This is a genomic window from Nonomuraea sp. NPDC059007 (genome assembly GCF_042740555.1).
In the GTDB taxonomy this organism is placed as follows: domain Bacteria; phylum Actinomycetota; class Actinomycetes; order Streptosporangiales; family Streptosporangiaceae; genus Nonomuraea.
This window is the reverse complement of record NZ_JBHYJD010000065.1, coordinates 18336-32755: the sequence shown is the minus strand read 5'-3', so window position 1 is coordinate 32755 and position 14420 is coordinate 18336. Positions and strand designations below refer to the sequence as shown.

Annotated in this window: 14 protein-coding genes; 10 read left to right on the top strand and 4 right to left on the bottom strand. The window is 69.8% G+C overall.

The features are described from left to right. Position 1 precedes the first annotated feature (1 nt). From ACFWY5_RS51865 to ACFWY5_RS51825, 9 genes are all read left to right on the top strand, one after another. The gene (locus ACFWY5_RS51865) at positions 2–1021 is read left to right on the top strand and encodes an NAD-dependent epimerase/dehydratase family protein (protein WP_379639467.1); all 1020 of its coding nucleotides are present in this window, start codon (positions 2–4) and stop codon (positions 1019–1021) included. Then, positions 1018–2256 (top strand): DUF4910 domain-containing protein, encoded by a 1239-nt coding sequence (locus ACFWY5_RS51860; RefSeq protein ID WP_379639466.1) that lies wholly within the window; start codon positions 1018–1020, stop codon positions 2254–2256. The genes ACFWY5_RS51865 and ACFWY5_RS51860 overlap by 4 nt, the downstream gene beginning before the upstream one ends. After that, complete coding sequence (locus ACFWY5_RS51855; RefSeq protein WP_379615458.1) at positions 2256–3218, top strand: hypothetical protein; 963 nt, start codon at positions 2256–2258, stop codon at positions 3216–3218. Before ACFWY5_RS51860 ends, ACFWY5_RS51855 begins: the two co-directional genes overlap by 1 nt. Then, on the top strand, positions 3215–4651 hold the full coding sequence (locus tag ACFWY5_RS51850) for a lipopolysaccharide biosynthesis protein (protein WP_379615395.1): 1437 nt from the start codon (positions 3215–3217) through the stop codon (positions 4649–4651). The genes ACFWY5_RS51855 and ACFWY5_RS51850 overlap by 4 nt, the downstream gene beginning before the upstream one ends. Further along, positions 4648–5508 carry a glycosyltransferase family 2 protein gene (locus ACFWY5_RS51845; protein ID WP_379615393.1) on the top strand — a complete coding sequence of 287 codons (861 nt, stop codon included), beginning with the start codon at positions 4648–4650 and terminating at the stop codon, positions 5506–5508. Before ACFWY5_RS51850 ends, ACFWY5_RS51845 begins: the two co-directional genes overlap by 4 nt. A gap of 68 nt (positions 5509–5576) precedes the next feature. Further along, positions 5577–6443 carry a hypothetical protein gene (locus ACFWY5_RS51840; protein ID WP_379639464.1) on the top strand — a complete coding sequence of 289 codons (867 nt, stop codon included), beginning with the start codon at positions 5577–5579 and terminating at the stop codon, positions 6441–6443. 72 nt (positions 6444–6515) lie between these two features. Next, entirely contained in the window at positions 6516–7385 is an 870-nt protein-coding gene (locus ACFWY5_RS51835; RefSeq protein WP_379639463.1) for a hypothetical protein, read from the top strand. Between the two features lie 10 nt (positions 7386–7395). Further along, on the top strand, positions 7396–8100 hold the full coding sequence (locus ACFWY5_RS51830; RefSeq protein WP_379615387.1) for a hypothetical protein: 705 nt from the start codon (positions 7396–7398) through the stop codon (positions 8098–8100). 2 nt (positions 8101–8102) lie between these two features. Then, positions 8103–9497 carry an O-antigen ligase family protein gene (locus ACFWY5_RS51825; RefSeq protein ID WP_379639462.1) on the top strand — a complete coding sequence of 465 codons (1395 nt, stop codon included), beginning with the start codon at positions 8103–8105 and terminating at the stop codon, positions 9495–9497. On the opposite strand, the gene ACFWY5_RS51820 is transcribed toward ACFWY5_RS51825, so the two are convergent. Both ACFWY5_RS51820 and ACFWY5_RS51815 read right to left on the bottom strand, forming a co-directional pair. Continuing rightward, positions 9452–10492, bottom strand: a complete 1041-nt coding sequence (locus tag ACFWY5_RS51820; protein ID WP_379615383.1) for a hypothetical protein — start codon at positions 10490–10492, stop codon at positions 9452–9454. The genes ACFWY5_RS51825 and ACFWY5_RS51820 overlap by 46 nt on opposite strands. Positions 10493–10505: 13 nt before the next feature. After that, entirely contained in the window at positions 10506–11051 is a 546-nt protein-coding gene (locus ACFWY5_RS51815) for a dTDP-4-dehydrorhamnose 3,5-epimerase family protein (protein WP_379615381.1), read from the bottom strand. Positions 11052–11077: 26 nt separating this feature from the next. On the opposite strand from ACFWY5_RS51815, the gene ACFWY5_RS51810 reads away from it, so the two are divergent. Next, positions 11078–11908 carry a glycosyltransferase gene (locus tag ACFWY5_RS51810; RefSeq protein WP_379639461.1) on the top strand — a complete coding sequence of 277 codons (831 nt, stop codon included), beginning with the start codon at positions 11078–11080 and terminating at the stop codon, positions 11906–11908. A gap of 2 nt (positions 11909–11910) precedes the next feature. Here ACFWY5_RS51810 and ACFWY5_RS51805 read toward each other — a convergent pair whose 3' ends face one another. Together ACFWY5_RS51805 and ACFWY5_RS51800 are read right to left on the bottom strand one after the other, a co-directional pair. Next, a complete protein-coding gene (locus ACFWY5_RS51805) occupies positions 11911–13053 on the bottom strand; it encodes a glycosyltransferase family 4 protein (RefSeq protein WP_379639459.1) in 1143 nt (380 codons plus the stop codon). A 37-nt stretch (positions 13054–13090) separates the two neighbouring features. After that, the gene (locus ACFWY5_RS51800; protein WP_379639458.1) at positions 13091–14404 is read right to left on the bottom strand and encodes a nucleotide sugar dehydrogenase; all 1314 of its coding nucleotides are present in this window, start codon (positions 14402–14404) and stop codon (positions 13091–13093) included. Between the last annotated feature and the right edge of the window lie 16 nt (positions 14405–14420).

Here is a 14420-nt window from a genome sequence, read left to right as displayed (position 1 = left end):
CATGCGGGTACTTCTGACCGGACACCAAGGCTATCTGGGCACCGTGATGGCCCCGGTCCTGCGCGCGGCCGGCCATGAGGTGACCGGCCTTGACTCGGGCCTGTTCGCCGACTGCGTGCTGGGCCCGGCGCCGGACGACCCGCCCGGCCACACCGTCGACCTGCGTGACGCCGGGCCCGAGGTCTTCACCGGCATCGACGCGGTGGCCCACCTGGCGGCGCTGTCGAACGACCCGCTGGGCTCCCTGGCGCCACAGTTGACCTACGACATCAACCACCATGCCTCGGTACGGCTGGCCGAACTGGCCAAGGCCGCCGGCGTGCGCCGTTTCCTCTACGCCTCCACCTGCTCGGTCTACGGCGCCTCCGGCGGCGACGGCCTGGTCAACGAGGACGCCCCGCTGAAGCCGGTGACCCCGTACGCCGAGTCGAAGGTACGCGTGGAGGAGGACCTGGCCAAGCTGGCCGACGACAACTTCTCGCCGGTGTACATGCGCAACGCCACCGCCTTCGGCTTCTCGCCCAGGCTCCGGGCCGACATCGTGCTGAACAACCTGGTCGGGCACGCGTTCCTGACCGGGGAGGTGCGCGTGCTGTCGGACGGTACGCCCTGGCGGCCGCTGGTGCACGCCCTGGACATCGCCCAGGCCTTCGCCCTCGCGCTGGTCGCGCCGCGCGGGGCCGTACACGATCAGCCCTTCAACGTCGGCACCGAGCGCAACAACGTGACGGTGGCCGAGATCGCGCGGGAGGTGGCGGACGCGGTGCCCGGCTCGCGGCTGACGATCACCGGCGAGGCGGGCAACGACCCGCGCTCCTACCGCGTGGACTTCGCCAGGATCCGGCAGGCCATGCCCGGCTTCGACGCGGGCTGGACCGTGGCCGCGGGAGCCGCCGAGCTGGTCGAGGCCTACCAGCGGCACGGCCTGGACAAGCACGCCTTCGAGCGCCGCTTCACCCGCCTGGCCCGCCTGGCCGACCGGCAGGGCGCGGGGACGGTGGACGGGACCTTGCGCCCGTGAAGCAACTGGTTGAGCGCCTTTATCCGATCTGCCGCAGCATCACCGGCGACGGCGTCCGCGAGACGCTGGCGATCATCGGCGAACACCTGCCGCTGACGGTCTCCGAGGTGCCGACCGGCACCCAGGTGCTCGACTGGAACGTGCCGCAGGAATGGAACATCCGCGACGCCTGGATCAAGGACCGATCCGGCCGCAAGGTGGTCGACTTCCGGGAGCTCAACCTGCACGTGGTCGGCTACAGCGTGCCCGTGCGCGGCACGTTCACGCTGGATGAACTGCGCCCGAGGCTGCACACGCTGCCCGGCCTGGTGCCCTACCGCACCAGCTACTACACCCAGACCTGGGGCTTCTGCCTCACGCAGGAGACGCTCGACGCCATGGACGAGGGCCCCTACGAGGTGCTCATCGACTCGACGCTGAGCGACGGCAGCCTGACCTACGCAGAGCACGTCGTCCCCGGCGAGCTCGACGACGAGGTGCTGATCTCCTGCCACACCTGCCACCCGTCGCTGGCCAACGACAACCTGGCCGGCATCGCGGTCGCGGTCGAGCTGGCGAAGAGCCTGGTCAGCCCCCGCTACACCTACCGGTTCATCTTCGCGCCCGGCACCATCGGCGCGATCACCTGGCTGGCCCGCAACCGCGGGCGGACCGAGCGGATCAAGCACGGCCTCACCCTGGCCTGCGCCGGCGACCCCGGCCCGCTCACGTACAAACGCAGCAGGCGCGGCGACGCCCCGATCGACCGGGCCGTCGCCCACGTGCTGCGCGAACGGCCGCACACCCTGCTCGACTTCTCGCCCTACGGCTACGACGAACGCCAGTACTGCTCGCCCGGCTTCAACCTGCCGGTAGGCGGTCTGACCAGGACCCCGTACGCCGGCTACCCCGAGTACCACACCTCGGGCGACAACCCGGGCTTCGTCACCGAGGAGGCCATGGCCGACACCCTCGACACCCTCGAACAGGTGGTCGAGGTCCTGGAGGGCAACCGCGCCTACCTCAACCTCAGCCCGTACGGCGAGCCGCAACTAGGCCGGAGGGGCCTCTACGCATCACTGGGCGGAAGGAGTGACACGAAACAGGCCCAGATGGCGATGTTATGGGTGCTGAACCTCTCCGACGGCGAACACACCCTGCTCGACATCGCCGAGCGCGCGAACCTGCCGTTCTCGGCGGTGGCCCAGGCCGCTGTCGCGCTGCATGGCGCGAGCTTGTTGAAGGAGAAGACGTGATGGAGCTCCGGGTCGGGGACCTGGTGGAAGTTCGGAGCGAAGAAGAGATCCTGGCCACCCTGGACGATCGGGGCGAGCTGGACAGCCTGCCGTTCATGCCGGAGATGCTCAAGTACTGCGGGCAGCGCATGACCGTGCACAAAGTGGCGCACAAGCTCTGCGACACGATCGAGAAGGGACGCATGCGCAGGATGGAGCATGCCGTACATCTGACCGGGGCGCGCTGCGACGGCGGCGCGCACGGCGGGTGCGGGACGGCCTGCTCCATCTACTGGAAGCACGACTGGCTGAAGAAGGTCACGCCCGCGGATCCGGAGGGGGCGGCCAGGCCGGCGCCGAAGCTGCTGCCGCTGCTGGACGCCAACACGCTGAAAGGTCCCGACCGCTTCGCCTGCCAGGCCACCGAACTGCTGCGGGCGGCGCCGACCTGCGTGCGTTTCAGCGACGTCAGCCAGTACGTGACCGATGTGAAGACCGGCAACGCGGGCGTGCTCGCGACCGTGCGCACGATCACGGTCGGCCTGTTCAACCACTGGCAGCGCTTCTCCCGCAAACTGCCCAGGCCGTTACGCATCAAGAACGGCATCAACTGGGGTTTCGTGCCGCCGGGCACGCTCAAACGCACCCCGTCCGGCGAACTCGACCTCAAGCCGGGCGAGCTCGTACGGGTCCGGCCGAAGGCCGACATCCTCGCGACGTTGGACGCCAACCGTAACAACAGGGGCCTGGGTTTCGAAGAGGAGATGGCCAGGCACTGCGGCAAGGTGACCAGGGTCCGCTCACGGGTGGAGGTCTGCGTCGACGAGCGTACAGGCGAGTTGCTGACCATGAAGAGCCCGTGCATCACGCTCGAGGACATCGTCTGCGCGGGCGCCTACAGCGTCAACTGCCCGCGGGAGTTCGTGCCGTTCTGGCGGGAGATCTGGCTGGAACGTGTCAACGAGAGCGAGAACCATCCGTGACATCCATAGGTCAGCAGGCCGGGCGTGGCTTGCGCTGGGGCCTGGTCGGGAATCTGATCACCCGGGCCGGGTCGTTCACCATGGGCCTGGTTCTGGCCCGTCTGCTGACCCCCGAGGACTTCGGCGTGTTCGCGGTGGCCATGGCCGCCACCGCGTTCGTCATGACGGTCAAGGACCTCGGCATCATGGCCGCGGTCGTGCAGTGGCGTGGCAAGCTCGAAGACGTCACGCCGACCGCGACCCTGCTCTCGTTCGTCTCGGCGATCATCCTCTACGGGATCTTCTGGCTCGGCGCCCCCTACTACGCCGCCGCCTCCGGCGCGCCGGAGGCCACCGGCGTGGTCCGGCTGCTGACCGCGATCATCCTGGTGGAGGCGTTCACCGCGGTACGCAGCGCGGCCATGCTGCGCCGCTTCGAGCAGGACAAGCTGACCACCGCCATCGCGATCGGCTTCGTGGCCAACGCGGCCGTGGCCATCTCGCTGGCCAAGGCGGGCGCGGGGGCGTACAGCTTCGCGTGGGGCCAGGTCGTGGCGGCGGTCATCACCGGCGTGATCGTCTTCTTCTGGGCCAAGCTGCCCGGCAGGATCGCCTTCGACCGGCCGATCGCGGTCAAGCTGATGAAGTTCGGCCTGCCCTCCGCGGCGGGCGTCGGGCTGGAGAGCGTGCTGCTCAACGCCGGTTACATCGTGGTCGGCGCGGTCATGGGCCCGGACTGGCTCGGCTACTTCCTGCTCGCGTTCAACGTCTCCAGCTGGGTGCCCGGCCTGATCGGCAACGCGATCAGGAACGTGGCCATCCCCGGGTTCTCCCGCCTGGCCGAGGACGGCGGTGAACGCCTGTCCGACGGGGTACGGCGGGCCACCCCACTGCTCTACACCGCGATCCTGCCGTTCGCCGTGATCATGGCGACCCTCGCGCACCCGCTCATCGACCTCCTCTATGGCGAGAAGTGGGGCCAGTCGGCCGGCGTGCTGCGCTGGCTGGCGGTGGTCATGGTGGTGAGGATGCTGGTCGCGCTGACCTACGACATCCTCACCGCGCAGGGCGCCACCAAGGCGACTGTCTGGATGAACCTCGGCCACGCCTTCGTGCTGCTGCCCGCGCTGATCGCCGGCGCGCATCTGGACGGGATCAGGGGCGCGGCCATCGGCCAGGCGATCGCGTCGGTCGCCGCGGCGATGCCGCTGGCCGTGTTCTTCCTGCGCAGAGCGGGCGTGGACCTGGGCGGCATCCTGCCGTCGCTGCTGCGTCCGACGCTCGCGGCTGTGCTCGCCACCGCCACCGCGTACGTGATCGAGCGTCTGGTGAGTGCTCCTGCGGTGGTCGAGCTGATCACCGCCGGCGGCGCCGCCATGCTCGTCTACACCCTTGTCGTCGTGCCCGTTCTCAGGAAGATGCCCTCTTTCGGGAAGAAGGAAGTCGCGTCATGACCGTCTCCATCGGCCTGCCCGTCTACAACGGCGCCGAGCATCTGGCCGAGACTGTGCGATCGATCCTGGCCCAGGATCACACCGACATCCAGCTGGTCATCTCCGACAACGCCTCCACGGACGGCACACAGGAGATCTGCCGCGAGCTGGCGGCGGGCGACGAGCGCGTGCTCTACCACCGTCAGCCGCGCAATCTGGGGACCATCCCCAATTTCATGACCGCGATGGAGTTGTCGACGGGCGAGTACTTCCGCTGGATCGGCGACGACGACCGGATCGAGCCGAACTACGTCTCGCGCGTGCTGCGCGAGTTCGAGCGTGACCCGCGGGTCGTCCTGGTGACGCACCAGACCGCGTACACCACGGAAGGCGTGACCACCACGGCTCGCTACGAGGGCACCGAGCTGGGTTCCGACGACCCGGTCGAGCGTTTCGCCGAGCTTCTGCGGCTGCTGACCGAGAGCTACACGATCATCGACCCGCTGTACGGGCTCATGCGGCGCGATGTGGCGGTGAGCATCCCGCGGCCAATCCTGGTGCGCGAGGACGAGCTGGCGGCGGCCCGCTACGCCCTGGCCGGGCCGTGGGCGCACGTCAACGAGGTGCTGGCGGCCCGGATCTGGATTCCGGCCCGCATGGTGAAGATGTCCAAGCGGCACGAGCTGCCGACCTGGCGCGGCGTCTTCGCCAATGTGATCTTCACCCGCGAGCTGCTGCGCGCCGCCGAGGAGGCCGGGCTCGACGCCGACCAGCGCCGGCGGGCGCGGGCCGCGGTCTACAAGCACTACGCGGCTCGGCAGCGGATGTTGCTGCGCCGCCGTACGCGCCGTCTCATGCGCCTTATTCCGGGCATGTAACGGATCGCCCCATATTGCCGAGGTATATAGCAATTAATTGGGGCGGGGAGCACGAGAAAGTTCAACCCATGACGTCAGTCTTCTCCAGCAGCACTTTTGACGACGACGCTCGCCGGGATCTCATCTTCAAGGGGGAGATCTTCACCTTTCCGGCCACGGCGGCCTCGACCGAGCTGATCGGGTTCGCGCGAGAGCTGATCGACGAGGCCTTCGCGGGCCGGGACCCGGAGACCGCGCAGTTCGACATGCCCGTGGAGGAGTTCGCCGGACTGCTGTCCGATCTGAAGCCGCGGTTCATCCACCACCCGCGGTGCAAGGAGATCCTGCCCAGGATCTTCGAGGAGATGGGCATGAACCTGGAACGTACCTACTTCGACGTCCCCCGATTACGGACGTCCACCTCCGACCGCTACCTCGACTCGGGCATCTCCTACGCCTACCACGCCCACCGCGACTGCTGGTATTCGGCGCCCTTCAGCCAGGTCAACTGGTGGATCCCGGTGTTCGAGGTGGTGCCGGAGAACGTCATGGCCTTCCACCCGCGCTACTTCGACCGGCCCGTGGCCAACGGCAGCGCCCGCTACGACTACGGCGAGTGGAACCGCGTCGGCCGGCCCACGGCCGCGCGCCACATCCACTCCGACACCCGCGAGCAGCCCAAGCCGGAGGAACCGCTCGACCTGCAGCCCGAGATCAGGATCGTGCCCGAGCCCGGCGGGATCCTGATGTTCTCCGGCGCGCAACTGCACTCGACCGTGCCCAACACCTCCGGGCGCACCAGGTTCAGCGTCGACTTCCGGACCGTGAACCTGGACGACGTTCTGGCCGGAAGGGGCGCCCCGAACGTCGACGCCGAGTGCAGCGGCACCACGCTGGGCGATTTCATGCGGGCGAGCGACCTTGAGCGGATACCGGAAGCCGCGCGTGCTATGTAACGACAAGCCCCATTGGAACGATGAAATCGTGTTGGGGGCCTGCGTCCCGGGCACTGAGGGGGAGACCGGCACGTGAATTTCTGGAAGGCGCTCCTGCGCCTCCTCCTGCAGAAGCGCATTGGGATCCCAGTCGCCTTGGCCGCCGTAGGCGTCGCGGCGGCGACCTTCGCCGTCATCCCGGTCCGCTACATGTCGAGCACCATCATGATGGTGTCCCCGCCGGTCAACGGCGGCATCGTCAACCGCAACGCGGTCAACCCGGGCGGCGGCGGCAACCCGCTGCTCATCCAGACCGAGGGGCTCAGCACCGCCGTCGCCACGCTGGTGCTCGCGCTGAGCGTCGAGGAGACGCGGGCCGAGCTGGGCGCGCCCAAGGACGGGCCCACCGAGCTGGTCGTCAACGACGGCAGCACCAGCCCCCGGCTCATCGGCATGGACGGGCCGTTCCTCTACGTGGAGGCCACCAGCACCTCGGCCAGGGCGTCGGCCGACGTCGTGGCCAAGGCGCGTGAGCGGCTGATCCGCGAGCTCGACGGCCGGCAACGGGAGCTGGGCGCGCCGACGGCCACGTACGTGGTGCTCATGGACATCGTGCCGCCCACACCGCCCGAGTCGGACGCCATGGACAAGTTCATGGGCGCCGCGATGGGCTTCGTGATCGCGATGTTCCTCGGCATCAGCATCGTGTACGGGCTGGAGCGCCGTCGTGCCCGGCGGCGGGTGGCGCGGGCGCCGGCCGTACCGGAGAAGGAACTGGTGGTCCACGCGCAGATTCCGGACAAACGCCCGGAGCCCGTCGCGGACGAGGACGACATGCCGACCGACTCCTTCCCCGCCGTGGTCGCGGAGGAGACCTCCAACGGCAACGGCAAGGCCAAGGCGGAGGAGCCGGAGGACGACAGCGAGCCCGAGGACGCCGTGGCCACCGAGCGCGGCGGCTGACGGGAGCGCCATGGACTTCTGGAGCACGATCGGCGTGCTGTTCCGGCGCTGGTACGTGGTGCTGCCCGCGTTCGCGCTGGCGATCTTCGCCTCGCTCGCGGTCTACCGCACGGTGCCGGTGCAGTACGCGTCGAACGCCGTGATCGCCCTGACCCTGCCCAAGAACGGCGGGGTGCTGCCGTACAACCCCAAGGAGCCCAACCCGGAGCTCAACCCGCTGATCGTCACCGAGCGCGGGCTGACCGCCACGGCCTCGATCCTCATCGCCGCGCTCAACTCGCCCGACGTGGCCACCGAACTGGGCGCGCCCCCCGGTGGCGCGGTCGAGCTGAGCGTCAACAACGGCAGCAGCAACCTGGAGGCGATGGCCAACGGGCCGCTGGTGTACATCGAGGTGGAGAGCCCGTCGCCGGACCTGTCGCGTGAGCTGGTGCAGCGGGTCAGCGCCCGCGCGCGGGTGGAACTGCGCGAGCGGGAGATGCAGGTCGCCGCCCCGGCCACGACCTACATCGTGGTCACCGACGTCGTGGCGCCCACCGCGCCTGAGCCCCGGCTGGCCCGCAAGTCGCGGGCCATGGTCGTGGCGCTGGCGCTCGGCGGCATGGCCGCGCTGACCTCCGCCTACGCCGCGGAGAGCTTCGCGCTGGCCCGGCGCAGGCGGGTGGCCAAGGACGCGGGCCTGCCCGAGGTGGTCATGCCCGAGCGGGTGCCCTGACCATGGCCATCGACTTCCGGCCCACCGGATTGCCCAGCCTCAACGGGCACCGGCCGGTGCAGGTGGCCGACATCGACGGGATGTTCGCCGGCCCGCGCGCCGACGGGGCCACGATCGCCTGCATCTACATCGTGATCCTGCTGACGACGCCGGCCGCGCTCATCGTGCGCGGGCTGCCGCTGTCGGTCACGCCGGCGGCGATCATCGGCATGATCGGGCTGGTGCTGTGGCTGATCACCCAGCTGACCACCACGCTCGGGGCGGCCAAGGGCCGCAACATGGCACGTTCCGGCCTGTTCCTGTTCTTCACCGCGAACCTGGTCAGCTACGGCTACGGCACCTACCACTGGCTGCCCTCCGACGAGCTGAACCTGGCCGACCAGAACCTCTTCCTGCTGCTGGCCAACCTGGGCATCGGGCTGCTGGTCTGCGACGGCGTACGCGGGATCGAGCGGCTGAACCTCGTGCTGAAGGCGGCGGTGGCCGGTGGCGCGATCATCGGCGTCATCGGCGCCATCCAGTTCGTGACCGGCTTCGACATCACGCGCTACCTGGTGCTGCCCGGACTCCGGCTGAGCTGGGAGGACCTGTACGTCTTCGAGCGCGGCTCGGTACGCAGGGTCGCCGCGACCACCGCGCACCCGATCGAGTTCGGCGTGATCAGCGCGATGCTGCTGCCGATCGCCGCGCACTACGCGCTGCGCGCCAAGGCCCTGGGCCAGCCGTACCTGCGCTGGTGGGCGTGTACGGCGATGATCGGGGCCGGGCTGATGTTCTCGGTCTCGCGCTCGGCGGTGCTGAGCCTGGTGGCGATCGGCGCGGTGCTGGTGTGCGGATGGACGTGGAAGCGGCGGCTGCGGGCGCTGGCCGTGCTCGCCGGCTTCCTGGCGGTGATGAAGGTGGCGGTGCCCGGCCTGCTGGGCACCTTCCTCGACCTGTTCGTCAACTTCTTCACCGACTCCAGCGTGCAGTACCGCACGCACGACTACGGCATCGCCATCGCCGAGATCGAGCGACATCTGTGGCTGGGGCGCGGCACCGGTAGCTGGTATTTCCCGAAATATCAGGTGTTCGACAACCAGTACATGCAGACCGCCATCGACCTGGGCCTGATCGGCACCGCCATCTACGTGATCATGATGGCGCTGGGCATCGCGGCCGGGCTGTGGGCCAGAAGGCTCAGCAAGGACCCGCACGTCCGCGACCTCGGACTCACGCTGGGCGGTGTCATGCTGGCCCCGATCGTGGCCTCGGCCACCTTCGACCTGCTCGCCTTCGCCACCGTGACCGGCCTGATGTTCCTGCTGATCGGAGCCTGCGGCGCGCTGCTGCGCGTCGCCAGGCAGGAGGCTCAGCCCATGCAGTCCAGCGGCCCGACCACCCCGGTCACCCGGTAGGCGTCGTCGATGGTCACGAGCTTGTTGTCGCGCCAGTCGACGGTGGCGCACTCGACCTCCGCCGGTTTGTAGTCCCAGGTGTTGTCGACGAGCAGGTTGTTGCGGAAGATCACGTACCCGCCGATGTCCCAGAGCTGGATGCTGAACGTGCCGCCCATCAGCAGGTTGTTGGTCATCACGACGTTCTCCGCGTCGGGGTTCTGCGTGCGCGGGATGAAGATCGGCGCGTTGTGGTCGACGACGCCGCGCTGGTCGATGGTGTTGTGGTCGAAGAACAGGTTGCTTCTGCCGTAGTAGCCCTGGATGCCGTCGGAGTGGTCCTTCGGGTTGGAGCACAGGTCGATGAAGGAGTCCTGGACGACGATGTTGTCGCCGGAGAAGCGGATGCCGTCGCCGTGGTTGCGTACGTGCACGCGGACCGCGGTGAACTCGCCGTCCCCGATACCGGGCAGGCTGTCGCAGCCCTGCTCGGGGCCGACCGTGCTGTCGCTGATCGTGAAGCGCTTGAGCTTCCTGTCCTTCTCGTTGAGTATGCGGCCGTCGATCACGCTGTTGGTGATCACCACGTCGTCGGCCAGGACGACCAGGTCGCCCTTGATGTGCACGCGGTCGAGCCGCCGCCCGGCCATGTCGACGCGGTGGGCCTGGCCGCTGTCGTTGAGCACGGCCTCGGTGAGCTTGGTGCCGGGCGGCACGCCGGTGCAGGCGGCCGTCGGGTGGTCGGGGCAGGCGCGGCCGTCGGGCGCGACGACCTGGCGCGGGCCCAGCGCGGTCGGCCTGCTCGTGGCCTTCGGCGTCGGCTGCGGCTTGCCGGTGCCGGTCAGCGGGGAGGCGCTCGGCGACGGGTTCGCCGAGGCGGTCACCGTGACGGTGACGGTCGGCCCGCCCCGCGGGGTCAGGGCCCCGCTCGACGGCACCTGGCCGCCCGCGGCCGTGCACGCCGCCGTCATCACCAGCGCGGCGAGCACGGGCAGGACCTTGAACAACCGTCGCATCGCAGCCACTCCTTCAGGTCAGGCGGTCGAGCAGTCCCGCCCACGATCCGGCGGCGAGGTCACGCGCGCTGACCGCCGCGGCGGGCAGCGGCCAGTCGATCTTGAGGTCCGGGTCGTCGTAGCGGACCGAGAGGTCCTCGGACGGGTCGTGCTCGCGGTCGATGCGGTAGCAGACGTCGGTCTGCTCGGTCAGGGCCTGGAAACCGTGCAGGAATCCAGCGGGCACGTAGAGGGTCACGAAGCTCTCGTCGTCGAGCGTGACCGCCTGGCTCCGGCCGAACGTCGGCGAACCCGGCCGGATGTCGACGAGCATGTCACGGACCGCCCCTCGCGCACATCTCACCAGTTTGGCCTCACCGCGCCCGGCCCGCCCGTGCATTCCGCGAATCGTGCCCCGGCGCGAGCGCGACTGGCTGTCCTGCACGAACGCGGCCGGGTCGATGCCGTGCTCGGCCGCGAGCACCGCGTCGAACGTCCGCGTGAACAGGCCCCGATCGTCACGGTGCGGTGTCGGAACGAACAGCAGGACCCCGTCCAGGGCGGTCCGCTCTACTCTCATGGTCGGCCTTCCGAAGGGAACGACAGGTGAATCCCGTCGCCAGCATCGTCATCCCCGCGCACAACGAGGAAGCGGTCATCGCGGCCGGACTCGACCGGCTGCTCGGCGGCGCGGCTCCGGGCGAGTTCGAGGTGATCGTGGTGGCCAACGCCTGCGCCGACGCCACCGTATCGGCCGCCGCGCGCCCCGGCGTGCGGGTGCTGGAGACGCCGGTCGTGGGCAAGGCCAACGCGTTGCGGATGGGCGACGCCGCCTGCGGCGCCTTTCCGCGGATCTACGCCGACGCCGACGTGGGGCTCGACGCGGACTCCGCCCGCGCGCTCGCGGCCGCGCTGGCCCGGCCGGGCGTGCTGGCCGCCGCGCCCAGGCCGGTCTGGGATCTGGAGGGCGCCACGTGGGTGGCCGGGCGGGTGCACCGCGTGCACGACGCGCTCGTGGCGCCGCACCGCGCGCTGGCCGGCGTCGGCGTCTACGCGCTGGGCAAGGAGGGGCACGCCCGCGTCTTCCCGCTGCCCGACGTGCTGTCCGACGACGGCTGGGTGCACGCGAGCTTCGCGCCGCACGAGCGCGTGGTCGTGGACGGAGCGAGCTCGGTGGTGCGTCCCGCGCGCTCGGTCCGCGCGCACCTGCGCCGCCGCGTGCGGGTGCGGCTGGGCAACCGGCAGCTCGCCGACCTCGGCCGGCCGGTCAACGCGGTGCCGCTGCGGCTGGGCGATCTGGGCGCGCTGCTGCGCGCCGGCCGGGTGAGCGTGCTCGACGCCGGCTGCTACCTCGCCGTCCTCCTCGCCGACCGTCTCCTGACCCGGGTACGGCGCGGCCGCCCCGCCGACTGGGGAACCGACGCCAGCAGCCGCTGAGCTCATGACGAGGCGACGGCGGCCTCGTAGGCGGCCAGCAGCGCGGTACGCGAGTTCGCCCAGGACAGCGGCCCCGACACCCGGGCCTGCCCGATCTCGCCCATCCTGCGGCGCTCGTCCGGGTCGTCCAGCAGCAGCGCGATCAGCTTGGCGAACTCCGACTCGTCGTTGGGCGGCGCGTACCGGGCCGCCTCGCCCGCCGAGACCCTGGCCTCGCGCAGGTCGAAGGAGACGATCGGCCGGGCCATCGCCATGTACTCCATGATCTTGTTCATCGTGGAGACGTCGTTGAGCGGGTTGAGCGGGTCGGGCGCCAGGCAGACGTCCGCCGTGGACAGATAGCGCAGCAGGTCCGCGTCGGGGATGCGGCCGGTGAACTCCACCACGTCCTCCAGCCCGAGCGTCCTCGACAGCTCGACCATGGCCTCGAACGTGTCGCCGCCGCCGACGAAGACCGCGTGCCAGTCGTCGCGGCCCAGCTCGTCACGGAGCTTGGCCAGGGCGCGCAGCGCGTAGTCGACGCCGTCCTGCGGCCCCATGACGCCCAGGTAGCACAGCAGGTGGGGGCGGCCCTTTTTCAGCTCGGGCTCGGGCGGTACCTGGTGGAAGCGCTCGACGACGGGGGCGCTGCGGACGACGAAGACGTCCTCCGGCCGCTTGCCGCCGCGGGTGAGCGCCACCTGCCGGTAGGACTCGTTGGTGGCGATGACGACGTCGGCGACCCGGTAGGTGGCCCTCTCCAGGGCGCAGACCGCCCGGTAGAGCAGGTCGCGGCCGCGGGTGAAGCGGGACTCGTACAGCTCGGGGATGAGGTCGTGCTGGTCGAAGACGTAACGGCTGCGCCAGCGCAGCTTGGCCAGGAGGGCGACGAGGAAGAAGAAGTCGGGCGGGTTGCAGCCGTGGACCACGTGGACCGGGCCCACGCGCCTGGACAGGCGTAACGTGTGCCACAGGGCGGTGCCGTACTCCTTGAGGTAGCCCTTGGGGCCGCCGGTCGCGGCGGTCAGCGGGTAGCGGTGGATGGTGATGCCGTCGATGACGGCGTACGGCTCGGTGTCCTGTTTGGCGCCCTGCGGGCAGATGACGTGCACCTCCCAGCCCGCGTCGCGCAGCGTCGTGCTCTCCTGCCAGACACGCCGGTCCATCGGCACGGAGAGGTTCTCGACAAGGATCAGCGCTTTCCTACCAGCCAAGGCCCACATATCCAGGTTCAGCCCGCCGCCGCTCGGCGTCGGGCAGGCGGACGAGGTCGATGACCGGGCGGTCCCCGGCGCGCGTGAGCACGTCGAGCACGGCCTGGTCCTTGCAGCCGACCACGCACACCTCGGCGTGGTCGAGCACCTCCTGCGCGGAGTCGGTGAGCAGGTCGGCCAGGTGCGGCAGGCGCTGCTCGACGTAGGCGCGGTTGGCGCCCATCAGCCGCGACAGGGTGACGTTCGCGTCGTAGATGCGCAGGTCGTAGCCCTTGCCGAGCAGGTGCTCGGCCATCTCGACGAGCGGGCTCTCGCGCAGGTCGTCGGTGCCGGGCTTGAACGACAGCCCGAACAGCCCGACCTTGCGCCGGTCGGCGCCGATGACCAGGTCGAGCGCGCGCCGCAGGTGCGCCTCGTTGGCGGGCAGCACGTGGGAGAGCAGCGGTACGGAGACGTCGGCCCGGCGCGCGGCGTAGACCAGGCCGCGCAGGTCCTTGGGCAGGCAGGAGCCGCCGAAGGCGAAGCCGGGGCGCAGATAGGCGGGGGAGACGTTGAGCTTCCTGTCGGCCAGGAAGATGTCCATGACGCGGTGGGAGTCGATGCCGAGGGCCTGGGAGATGGCGCCGATCTCATTGGCGAAACCAATTTTCACCGCATGGAACGCGTTGTCGGCATATTTCGTCATCTCGGCGACGGGAATCGGGACGCGGAATACCTCACCCGGTAAATCCCGGTATAACGCGGCGACCAGATCGCCCGTCTCGCGATCGGATTCCCCGATCACCGTTTTCGGCGGGTCGAAGAAGTCGCGCACGCTGGTGCCCTCGCGCAGGAACTCGGGATTCACCGCCACCCCGAAATGTGTCCCCGCCTTCAGGCCCGAGGCGCGCTCCAGAATCGGGACGAGCAGGTCCGCGCAGGTGCCCGGCAGCATGGTGCTGCGGAAGACGACCGTGTGCCTGCGCGTCCCGTCGATCGCCCGCCCGATCTGCTCGGCCACACGCTCCAGGAAGGCCGTCGACAGGCTTCCGTTCGCCGCCGACGGCGTTCCCACGCAGATCAGCGAGAGGTCGCTGGCCGCCAGGGCCGCGACCGCGTCGGTGGTGGCGCGCAGCCTGCCATCCTGCACCACCTCCCGCGTGAGCTCGCCGATCCGCTCCTCCACCACGGGCGCGAGCCCGCGGGAGATGAGCTCGACCTTCTCCGGATTGACGTCCACTCCGACGACCTCGTGGCCCATCGAAGCGAGACACGCGGCCGAGACGCAGCCGACGTATCCGAGGCCGAAGACGCTGATCCTCATCTGCCCTCCAGACAAG

Coding starts and splice junctions, on each gene's coding strand:
- ACFWY5_RS51815 (WP_379615381.1), bottom strand. CDS start 11,051: ATGAGAGTAGAGCGGACCGCCCTGGACGGGGTCCTGCTGTTCGTTCCG.
- ACFWY5_RS51820 (WP_379615383.1), bottom strand. CDS start 10,492: ATGCGACGGTTGTTCAAGGTCCTGCCCGTGCTCGCCGCGCTGGTGATG.
- ACFWY5_RS51800 (WP_379639458.1), bottom strand. CDS start 14,404: ATGAGGATCAGCGTCTTCGGCCTCGGATACGTCGGCTGCGTCTCGGCC.
- ACFWY5_RS51825 (WP_379639462.1), top strand. CDS start 8,103: ATGGCCATCGACTTCCGGCCCACCGGATTGCCCAGCCTCAACGGGCAC.
- ACFWY5_RS51845 (WP_379615393.1), top strand. CDS start 4,648: ATGACCGTCTCCATCGGCCTGCCCGTCTACAACGGCGCCGAGCATCTG.
- ACFWY5_RS51865 (WP_379639467.1), top strand. CDS start 2: ATGCGGGTACTTCTGACCGGACACCAAGGCTATCTGGGCACCGTGATG.
- ACFWY5_RS51830 (WP_379615387.1), top strand. CDS start 7,396: ATGGACTTCTGGAGCACGATCGGCGTGCTGTTCCGGCGCTGGTACGTG.
- ACFWY5_RS51840 (WP_379639464.1), top strand. CDS start 5,577: ATGACGTCAGTCTTCTCCAGCAGCACTTTTGACGACGACGCTCGCCGG.
- ACFWY5_RS51855 (WP_379615458.1), top strand. CDS start 2,256: ATGGAGCTCCGGGTCGGGGACCTGGTGGAAGTTCGGAGCGAAGAAGAG.
- ACFWY5_RS51805 (WP_379639459.1), bottom strand. CDS start 13,053: ATGGACCGGCGTGTCTGGCAGGAGAGCACGACGCTGCGCGACGCGGGC.